This window comes from Streptomyces sp. NPDC059994 (genome assembly GCF_042737755.1).
GTDB lineage: Bacteria > Actinomycetota > Actinomycetes > Streptomycetales > Streptomycetaceae > Streptomyces.
In genome coordinates this window covers 1-8,121 of the sequence record NZ_JBHWUR010000069.1, presented here as the reverse complement: position 1 = coordinate 8,121, position 8,121 = coordinate 1, and the positions used below count along the sequence as shown (strand labels likewise).

Below are 8,121 nucleotides of genomic sequence, written 5' to 3'. Positions count from 1 at the left end.
CCGCGGTGTTACGCCCCCCCCCACCCCCCCCCGCCCCCCCCCCCACCCCCCTGCTTTGCCGTGCCCCCCCGGGCCCGGGTCCCGGTGGCCCCCACGCTTCCGCAAACTTCGCATTCCGGGCAATGGCTGGTTGACCTGCTGTTCTGGGGTTCAGAAACAGGCACTTCGAGTGCGGCGTGGGTCCATGAGGCGGCAGGTCCGCCTGGCAGGGTGCGTATCAGCGATTCGAAGGCACTGACCGAGCGGGCAAACAGGTCAGCGCCCGTGTGAGAGGCATACGGTTCCATCCCGGGGCTCTTCTCGTGCTGGGTCGATTGGGTGGCACCTTCGACTGTAGAGAGAAGAGCCCCGCCTCTACCCGGAGTTGGGCGAGGTTCCCGCCCGGCCGCGGGCCGGGGTGAACAGCCCCGGTTCGTCCTCGTCGAGCCAGCCCCGCTCGACGAGGCGCTTCAGCTTCGAGCGCGTGCCCTCGATCTTCCCGACCTGCGCAGATGTCCTGGTAGACCTGCGGCAGGACCTTCACATCCATGCCCGGCTGCCACTTCGGCACCGCCAGGACCCCCACCACCCGCCGTTCCGCACCCGCGTACGGCGACGACACCTGACCACCGTCCGGTGTCTCGACCTCCGTCTCCGCTTCCGAAGCCACCGTCATCTCAGCCAGCACCTCGGCAACCGTCTCCCGCGTGACCCGCAACCGCTCCAGACCCTCCCGGGCCTGCCCCAACTGCATGGTCACGAGGGCGAGTTCTTCCTCAAGTTCCTCCACCCGCACCCGGGCAGCCGCCTCCCGGGCCTCCAACTCCTCAAACAGCGATCCCATCCGGCACCCCCTCCACTACCAAGGTAGAGACGGACAGAGGCGAGCACATCCCCAACCGAGATTCCCCAACGCAACGCTTCGCTTCAGAAGAGCCGCACCCAAAACCGAATGACGCGAAGGGAACAGGGGCGCTACCGTCCGCGCATGGATCTTGAATCTGGTCAGGCCGTGCCCGCTGTTCCCGTTCCCCTCGATGTCGAAGTTCAGGTGGCCTATGACGCCTACCTGGCGGAGGAACCGGACTTGGCGCCGATGAACCTTGAGAAGCTGTCGGTGATCCGCGCGGGGGTCGACGACGCAGTGGTGGCGCTCGAGGACCTCAGCCATGGCGGACGCTTCGTCGTCTCCCAGCCTTCGGTACCCGGCCTGGACGGCGCCCCCGAGATCCCGCTGCTGGTGTGCACGCCCCCCGGCGCGCCCGCAGCGCGGCCGGTGCTCTACTTCATCCACGGCGGCGGCTTCTACTGCAGCGATCACCGCCTCGGGCTCGACCAGATACTCGACACGGCCGTGCAGCTCGGGGCCACGCTGATCTCGATCGGCTACCGGCTCGCGCCCGAGCACCCCTACCCCGCCCAGATCAACGACGCCTACGCCGGCCTGCTGTGGGTCGCCGACCACGCGGACGAGCTCGGCATCGACCCCGAGCGCATCATCGTCACGGGCCCCAGCGCCGGCGGCGGCCTCAGCGCCGCGCTCGCCCTGTACGTGCGCGACAAGGGCGGTCCCCGCCTGCTCGGCCAACTGCTGACTGCCCCCCTGCTCGACGACCGCAACGACAGCGCCTCGGCCCGGCAGATGGACGACATCGAACTCTTCGACCGCAGCCACAACGCTTTCGCCTGGAACTCGCTGCTCGGCGACGCCCAGGGCGGAGCTGACGTGCCGCAGTACGCCGCGCCCGCCCGCGCCACCGACCTGACCGGCCTGCCGCCCATGTTCCTCGACGTCGGCTCCGCCGAGTGCCTGCGCGACGAGATCCTCGCCTACGCCGACCGGATCTGGCAGGCCGGCGGCAAAGCCGAGCTGCACGTGTGGCCCGGCGGAATCCACTCCTTCGACCGGAAAGCCCCCGAGGCGCGGATCAGCAAGGCCGCCGTCGCGGCACGCCGCAACTGGCTCGAGCGCCTTCTCGCCAACTGACGGTCTCCTCCGGCGGTCAAGGGCAGATCCTGCCATGAGCTGCAGACATCCGTCCCTTCAGAAGAGCCACACCCGGTTAGGAATGCTGACTTCAGCACGCGCACTGATGGCGGCGTCTTTGACGGCGATCGCTCTCGCCGGTGCCGCTAGCCCACCGGCATCGGCATCCGACTCGGTCAAGGACCTGCGGGCCAGCTCGTGCAGGCCGCGCTCGGCGGGCGGCTGCGCCTACGGCGTCGTCGTGAACTACTGGTACGCGCCTGGATCGTCACAGCGACACGTGGCGTGGGTGAGCGCGTCGCGGAGTCCGGTCGCCCGGGGTGCGGTGTATCGCGCCCAGTGGTCGTATCAGGAGCCGGGCCGCGTGGCCCGGGTGGGCGGAGGGTGGCGTCGGGGGGCGGTTGTCCACTCCTGGCATGAGGTCACGTGGGGGCGCGGCGGCCACACCGGACCGGCCGTCGCCCCGGGAACGCGCGTCTGTGTCCTTTTCAATTACGGCAGCGCAAGGCAGTGCGTCGAACTTCACTGACACGCGTGGCGCCGCCCGCCCCTGGCCAGGTCCCGCTGGGTGCCGAACGCAAAAAGGCCCAGCCCTGTTTTGAGGGCTGGGCCTTCACCACGTGCGGGTGCACGCGGAGTCAGGCGGCCCAGCTCGCGGGCGCGCCTTCGTCGGGGTTGGGGAGGCCCGCCGCGATCGCGAGGGCGGCCGGGTGCCGCATGGCGGTGACCGGGACCGCACCGGGTTCGGTGGCGGGTGCCCAGACCATGCGCCAGATGTCGTCCCACTCGCAGCCGCAGCCGCAGCCATAGAACGGATGGGGGTGGCGTAAGAAGACGCCCCACGTCTGGACGGCGCGTGGGATGCGGGGGATGAGCTCCGATGGGTCGTCGCCGGGGGTAGAGGCACTGGTGAAGTGTCGGTTTTCGTACCCTGCGGTATTCCGACGGTCTGGTAGGGCTGCCCACGGTTCCGCTGGTCGCGAGGCCGTTTCCCTGCCCTGGGCGCCATCGCTGGTTTGATCGAGTGATCACTTTGCGTCCATTCGGGTGTGAGGGTCGCGGCGGTTGCGATCTCTGTGCCCTGGATGATCAAAGATGGCCTCGGTAGTCAGGAGGCACCCTCGACGTGTCGACGTGTGCCGATACGGGCACCTGCCTCGCCTTTGACACTGTCGAGGCCAGCCCCAGGGACGCCCCTACGGCTGGCAACGACCAGCTTTACCTCTGCATCCTCCTGACGAGATCCGCCCCAGCCAGGTGTCACCTGGCACTCAGGCCCGCTCCCGCCACGACCGGGAGCCACCAGAGAAAGAGCGCCCACCATGACTTTTAAGACCCGCGCCGCGGTGGTCGGCACGACGGTGCTGACTGCCGTCACGCTGACGGCCGGCATCGCCAACGCAGATACGACCGCCCCCTACGCCCGCGCCGCCGCGGTGGTGACCGCGGACGGCAAGCTCCTGCACGGCAAGAACACCTCGGTCAGCCGGCCGAAGGCTGGCACGTACTGCGTCAAAGTCCTGGACCCGGAGATCAAGCTCGCCAACGCGGCGATCCTCGCGACGCTCACCAACGACTATGGCCAGATCCTCACCCTGGGAACACCCCATCCAAGTTGCGGCAACGCCGCCGACACCATCCTGGTCATGACCAGCAGCAACAACTCCGCTGCGGACAAGGCGTTCACCATCGCCGTGCTGTAGCCGCACGACGACAGAGGCCCCCTAGGGGCAATACCGCGAGCGTGTCTGAAAGATCGTGTAAGTCCGTGATGTGGAAGCCTGGCCCGGGCTCGGCCTCGGGCCTGTGGGCCGGGCGGATCGGACGAGTCATGGCAGACAGAAACGAAGCGGCCGCGTCGGTGGGCTGACGCCTCCGGGGCGGCCCTGCTCGGTGAGGGCGGGCTCCTGACGGAGATCACCAAGGCCGTTCTCGAGCGGGCTCTGGAAGCCGAGATGAGTGAACACCTCGGCTACGAACGCGGAGATTCAGCGGGTCACGGCTCGGGGAACTCCCGCAACGGAACCTCGCCCAAGACGGTCCTGACCGATGCCGGCGCGGTCACGTTGGCGGTGCCGCGGGACCGCAACGGCGACTTCGAACCGCGGCTGGTCCCGAAGAACGCCCGCCGCCTCGCGGGGTTCAACGACCGGATCCTCTCGCTCTACGCCCGCGGGATGAGCGTGCGCGACATCCGCTCCCACCTCGCCCAGATCTACGGGGTCGAGGTCAGTCCCGACCTGATCAGCAAGGTCACCGACGCAGTTGTGGACGAGCTCGTGACCTGGCAGAACAGGCCCCTCGACCCGGTCTGGCCGATCATCTACATCGACGCGCTGTGGGTCAAAATCCGCTCCGGTTCGGTGACGTCGAAGCCGGTCTATCTGGCCGTGGGCGTCGACATGGACGGCCGCAAAGACGTCCTCGGCCTGTGGGTCGGAGCCGAGGGTGAGGGCGCCACCACCTGGATGGCGGTCCTCTCCGAGCTGCGGAACCGCGGCATCGAGGACGTCTGCATCGTGGTCTGTGACGGCCTGAAGGGCCTGCCCGACGCGGTCACCGCGACCTGGGCCAAAGCCACCGTCCAGACGTGCGTGATCCACCTGACGAGAGCCTCGCTCAGGCTCTCGTCGTCGAAGGACCACCCCAAACTGGTGCCGGCTCTCAAGGCCATCTACACGGCCCCGACCGAACAGGCCGCCGAACAGGCCCTCGACCTGTTCGCAGCCTCTGACCTGGGCGAACGCTACCCGGCGATCGTCCGGACCTGGCGGTCGGCCTGGCCGGAGTTCACGCCCTACCTGGCGTTCCCGCCGGCCATAAGGACGGTGGTCTACTCCACGAACATGGTCGAATCGATCAACGCCCGCCTCCGCAAGGCCACCCGCAATCGCGGCCATTTCCCCTCGGAGCAGGCCGCGTTGAAGGTCCTCTACCTCGCGGTCCGCGAGCAGATCAACCCCAAAGCGCGCGACAAGAACCACGTCGCCGCACACTGGAAAGAGGCACTGAACCAGTTCTCACTCTTCTTCGAGGACCGGCTCAGCATCCAATGACACCAGACGACTTACACAAGATCGCTGACACGCCCTCGTGGACGCCACGGCCGCCTGCCCGGCGCCCGGGAAGGCATCGAAGTAGACGGAGAGCGCGTCATGATCGGCCCGTGGTGGTGCAAGACCAGCATGAAAAGCAGACCGCCGGACAGCTCTCCAGCGAGCAGCAACGGCTCATCGACGACATCCTCCCTCCTGCCCCCGCAACCCCTAGCCCATAGCCCCCTGCGGAGGGGGCTATGGGCTGGTCCTCGGCCCGGACTCAGCGCCTGCGAAAACCCCAGCCGTGCGGCGAGGCTGTCCATGGGGCTCGTGGCGAGAGACTCTGGTCGTGCGTTGTCCACGAGAACGGGCTCTGTCCGCGATTTCGTGAACGGTCTTCACCGGGTGCTCGATCGTTGGTCAGAACGGAAGGTCGTCGACGCGGCCCCAGGGGGATGGGGGTCCCGCCGTCGTCGGCGCTGGGTTGGTGTCTTGTGGATCGCAGACCGCGAAGGCATCTCGTTGCAGCGGCAGGCCCGTGATGTCCTCGCCCCATGCTTCAAGGGTCTCGATCGCTCGTTCGCGGTACTGCCAGAGCTCGCTCACGGCCAATGGGTCCCGCAGAAGCGGCACCAGCTTCTTGCGGTGATGGTTCAGGCGTTGGTCGTCGAGCAGAGGGATGCACGCAGCGACTGCCGCTTCGCGCACGTGAGGGTCTGGGTCCTGAAGGAAGGCCGCGACCGCGGAGTAGAGCAAGGGCCGGATCAGACAGGTCTGGACGAATGGAGGGTATTCCTCCGGCGGGAAGCCGATGCGGCGGCTGATCATGGCGATTTCATCACTGGCCGCGTCGCTGACCGAGCCGAGCCAGCCCAGCAGTGCGGCGCGCAGAGGGCCGGGAAAGTCGTGGGCGACCGGCAGGCAGGTGCGCGGGTCGCTGAGAATCGCGGCCACGTAGAGCGCGGCGGGGACCGTCGCCTCGTACAGGGTGTTCTGGTGGTGCACCACGTGGTGCAGGTAGTCCAGCGCCTCTGACCTCCCACGCTGGTCACTACCGAGGAGTTGGGCCAGCATCTGAGGCGTGTCCTCGGCCGGCCCCATGGCGTGTTCCAGGACTTCCCAGTCGGTACCTGCCAGCACCACGGCAGCATCAGGCAGTTCTGCGGGTACGGCATCGTTGGTCATCTCCGGATTGTGGCAGGGCCGACCGAAGCCGAGAGCAGGGGCTGTAGTAGATCACCATGAGCTGAGCCTCACGGAACTGCGGTCAGGACCGAACGGGCTCGCGGCCACCTTCCTTCAGGTGAGACCACACGCCGTACCCGGCTCGGCGCATCTGCTGGGATGATCGCCTCCTTATTCCACGTCGGGGGAAGCTGGGTCTGGCATGAGCACATGGTCACCGGAGGTGCTTGAGGTCCTGGAGGCCTCGGGTTGGACGGCCGGCAGGCGGGTCGACACGGCGGGCTGGCGGTCCATGTTCGAAGGAGTCGGCATCTGTATGCACGCTGCCGCGCAGGAGTTCCTCCAGGAGTTCGGGGGGCTGGCCGTGAGCCACGGCGGCCCGGGAATCAGCCGCGCCCGCGAGCCATTCGAACTGGACCCGGAGCTGGCCTGGGGAGAGGAAGACCGGTTCTCCCAGTGGAGCGACGTCCTGGGCAGAGAGCTCTTCCCTCTCGGTGAGCTCGATGGCGGTCGGTTCTTTCTCGGCATCGACGAGAACAGTGAGATCTATCTGGTCGAGACGTGGGTCGCCAGCTTCGGAGTCATGCCGCGCGCTCTGGAGAACCTGATCCTCGGCGTGATGCCCCGCACGATCGATGACGGACACGAGCAGCTCTGAAAGGGCACCCGCCGATTCGCGCGAGGCGCTGACGGGTCGCCATCCCGGTCCGTACCATGGCCTGTACGGCGCCGGCAGTAACGCGCATGGCCGGGGAAGGGATCAGAAGATGGCCGAGATCTCCCAGGACGCCGCGCTGGAGCACCGGCCGGACTATCCGCCCAAGACCCCGACCCCGCCCAAGAAGCCGCCGTCGCCCTTCCCGCCCGACACCGGCGCTGCGCCCAAGCCCCTCCTCCAGGACGCGCGGGCACGAGTGACGCTGGCGAACCGCCGCTGCGTCAACTGGCCCATGGAGTCGGCCCCATGGACCGCAAACGCCGCTCAGCGCCGGATCGTCGACCAGCTCCGGGCGTGGGGCTACTGCCCCGACGCGACGGCGGTGAAGCATGTGGTGACCGCCCTTATGGCGCCGGCTGTGGCAGACGCGGGACAACGCATCAGCGTCCACCTCGCCGACGAACAGGGCCAAGCCTGCATCCTCGTCCTCAGCCACCAGCACACCTCAGACACACCCACCGAGCCGACCCTGGCCACCGTGGCCGATTGTCCCTCGGTCGCCGCATGCGGCACCGACCGCGCTCCTGACGGAACACGCCTATGGGCGGTCATTGACCTCACCGCGCCGACCGATCAGAGGAGCAGTCAACTCAGCTAGGTGGACGCGCAGTTGACGATCATGATTCCGCCAGAGGCCTCGCGTCATCCGCAAAGGGGCACGCCAAGATCTCGAAGCATCCATAGTTTTCTGCTTCCATAGACCTCACACTCGTCCCGCACAGCCACTATCGTGAACATGCCCGGACGACCCCCGGGAGAGCAACAACATCCACGGGCCGAGGAGAGGGGCGCGCCAGATGACCAGACAATCCAGCCGGGCGGGAACCCTGGCACAGGACGAGCTCGTGGACCTGGTACAGCGCATCATGGACGGCGAAGGCACGGAAGACGAGCACGACGCGCTCGTCGAAACCCTGGAGAGGAACGTGCCGCATCCACGCGTCAGTGACCTGATCTACTATCCCGGGAACGAGGGATATGACAGAGAACTGACGGCACATCAGGTAGTTGAAGCCGCCCTCGCGTACCGGCCAATCGCACTGTGGCAGGGCCGACACCCCACCCCCTAGCCAGACCCAGGAATCCGCGGAGCGGATTCCGCCAGGCCGAATCGCGGAGCGATACGAGCCGCAGCCAACGGAGTTGGCTGCACCCGGCGGCGGAGCCGTCGGCCAGCCGCGCGGAGCGCGGCGGTTCGCCCGTCGCGTAGCGAC

Annotated in this window: 9 protein-coding genes; 6 read left to right on the top strand and 3 right to left on the bottom strand. The window is 67.7% G+C overall.

What is annotated here, in order from left to right; all coding sequences use genetic code 11:
• Window positions 1-217: 217 nt before the first annotated feature.
• Window positions 218-823, bottom strand: coding sequence for a hypothetical protein (locus tag ACFWA7_RS27530; RefSeq protein ID WP_385825694.1), 606 nt, complete (start codon window positions 821-823; stop codon window positions 218-220).
• 144 nt (window positions 824-967) lie between these two features.
• Between ACFWA7_RS27530 and ACFWA7_RS27525 the strand changes: the two genes are divergently transcribed.
• Window positions 968-1,966, top strand: coding sequence for an alpha/beta hydrolase (locus tag ACFWA7_RS27525; protein ID WP_385825692.1), 999 nt, complete (start codon window positions 968-970; stop codon window positions 1,964-1,966).
• Between the two features lie 638 nt (window positions 1,967-2,604).
• On the opposite strand, the gene ACFWA7_RS27520 is transcribed toward ACFWA7_RS27525, so the two are convergent.
• Window positions 2,605-2,733: a hypothetical protein gene (locus ACFWA7_RS27520; RefSeq protein ID WP_385541959.1), complete on the bottom strand. Its 129-nt coding sequence runs from the start codon at window positions 2,731-2,733 to the stop codon at window positions 2,605-2,607.
• Between the two features lie 555 nt (window positions 2,734-3,288).
• Between ACFWA7_RS27520 and ACFWA7_RS27515 the strand changes: the two genes are divergently transcribed.
• Together ACFWA7_RS27515 and ACFWA7_RS27510 are read left to right on the top strand one after the other, a co-directional pair.
• Window positions 3,289-3,669, top strand: coding sequence for a hypothetical protein (locus tag ACFWA7_RS27515; protein ID WP_385541961.1), 381 nt, complete (start codon window positions 3,289-3,291; stop codon window positions 3,667-3,669).
• 78 nt (window positions 3,670-3,747) lie between these two features.
• Window positions 3,748-5,022, top strand: a complete 1,275-nt coding sequence (locus ACFWA7_RS27510) for an IS256 family transposase (RefSeq protein WP_385825726.1) — start codon at window positions 3,748-3,750, stop codon at window positions 5,020-5,022.
• Window positions 5,023-5,424: 402 nt separating this feature from the next.
• On the opposite strand, the gene ACFWA7_RS27505 is transcribed toward ACFWA7_RS27510, so the two are convergent.
• Window positions 5,425-6,189, bottom strand: a complete 765-nt coding sequence (locus ACFWA7_RS27505; RefSeq protein ID WP_385825690.1) for a hypothetical protein — start codon at window positions 6,187-6,189, stop codon at window positions 5,425-5,427.
• Between the two features lie 202 nt (window positions 6,190-6,391).
• Here ACFWA7_RS27505 and ACFWA7_RS27500 point away from each other — a divergent pair, with 202 nt between their 5' ends.
• The 3 genes from ACFWA7_RS27500 (at window position 6,392) to ACFWA7_RS27490 (ending at window position 7,977) form a co-directional block, all read left to right on the top strand.
• Window positions 6,392-6,847, top strand: a complete 456-nt coding sequence (locus tag ACFWA7_RS27500) for an SUKH-3 domain-containing protein (protein WP_385825688.1) — start codon at window positions 6,392-6,394, stop codon at window positions 6,845-6,847.
• A gap of 109 nt (window positions 6,848-6,956) precedes the next feature.
• Window positions 6,957-7,505 (top strand): hypothetical protein, encoded by a 549-nt coding sequence (locus ACFWA7_RS27495; RefSeq protein WP_385825686.1) that lies wholly within the window; start codon window positions 6,957-6,959, stop codon window positions 7,503-7,505.
• 199 nt (window positions 7,506-7,704) lie between these two features.
• Complete coding sequence (locus tag ACFWA7_RS27490; RefSeq protein ID WP_385825684.1) at window positions 7,705-7,977, top strand: bacteriocin immunity protein; 273 nt, start codon at window positions 7,705-7,707, stop codon at window positions 7,975-7,977.
• Window positions 7,978-8,121 lie beyond the last annotated feature (144 nt).